General features: G+C 45.9%; 1 protein-coding gene. It reads right to left on the reverse strand.

Features of this window, described 5'->3' with window-relative positions:
* Nucleotides 1-1103: LuxQ periplasmic sensor domain-containing protein (locus tag R7O12_RS26395; RefSeq protein WP_318127027.1), on the reverse strand; the 1103-nt coding region annotated here is incomplete at both ends.

Consider the following 1103-nt stretch of genomic DNA (forward strand, 5'->3'; position numbering starts at 1 on the left):
AAGGAGAAAGGATGTTTTTGGATATTGAACTTGCCTTGTTCAATCTTTGAGAAGTCCAAAATATCATTCAAAACAGCAAGTAAGTGCTCACCACTGTGGCGAAGAACATCGATTTGGTTCTTCTGCTCTTCCGCTTCCACGGAATCTTTGAGTAGCTGCGCAACACCCAAAATGCCATTAATTGGTGTGCGAATTTCATGGCTCATTTTAGCCAAGAAGTCAGCTCGCGCTTGCGCGGACTTTTCGGCTTCTCTGCGTGCTAAGTTACTTTGCTTTTCAGCTTCGATCAGCGTTGTAATATCTTGCCCTTGAACAATGATGCCGCTGATATCACCATCGACGCGAATTGGCGATAAGTTCCAACGAAAGACTTTATCACCAATCGGCACGTTCACTCCCGTCAGTGTCGCGCCCTGCGCTGCCATTCTTAAATGTGGCACCAGTTTGTCTTTGAATCCTTTAAATACAGGATGCATGGTTTCGATGTCATTTTCGATCACCAGTTCTTTGCGAGCTGCGGGGTTGATTTGGATCAGCACGCCCGCTTCTGACCACACCATGATTGGCGATAACGCGAAGTTAAACAGATCTCGAAACGATCGCTTCTGAGCTTCTAATTCTTCAAACGTGCTTTCCAGCGTCGAACCAATGTGGTCAAACTCTTCAATATCCGACCCACCAAAACGCTCAAAGCCTTTTTCTTCCCGAGCAGAACGCGTGTAAGACATGAGCGACCCCAGCTCTTCCACGACTCGGTTTTCAATCCACTCTTTGGTCATCAACGCAATCATAATCATGCCAATAACAGACGCTAACATCGCCAAAAAGTGTTGAATTTGCAGCGTAACAACACTCTGGTTGTCTTGCACGGTAAGTAACTTCAAGTTGGTGATGGCCGCGTTCACTTCAATCGGCGTTTGGATGATCAACAACTGATCTAACTTCTTCTGGGTCTCTTTGCGTTTCAACACATCGAAGATTTTGTATGACTCATCCCCCGCCAGTGAACTTGCTACAGGAATATCGTTCGCCACCAGCACAACATTGTCGACGTTGCCTTCGTTTTTTAACTTCTCCATCAAGGCGAAGTTATTATCCAAGAC

Source organism: Vibrio sp. Vb1574, assembly GCF_033338675.1.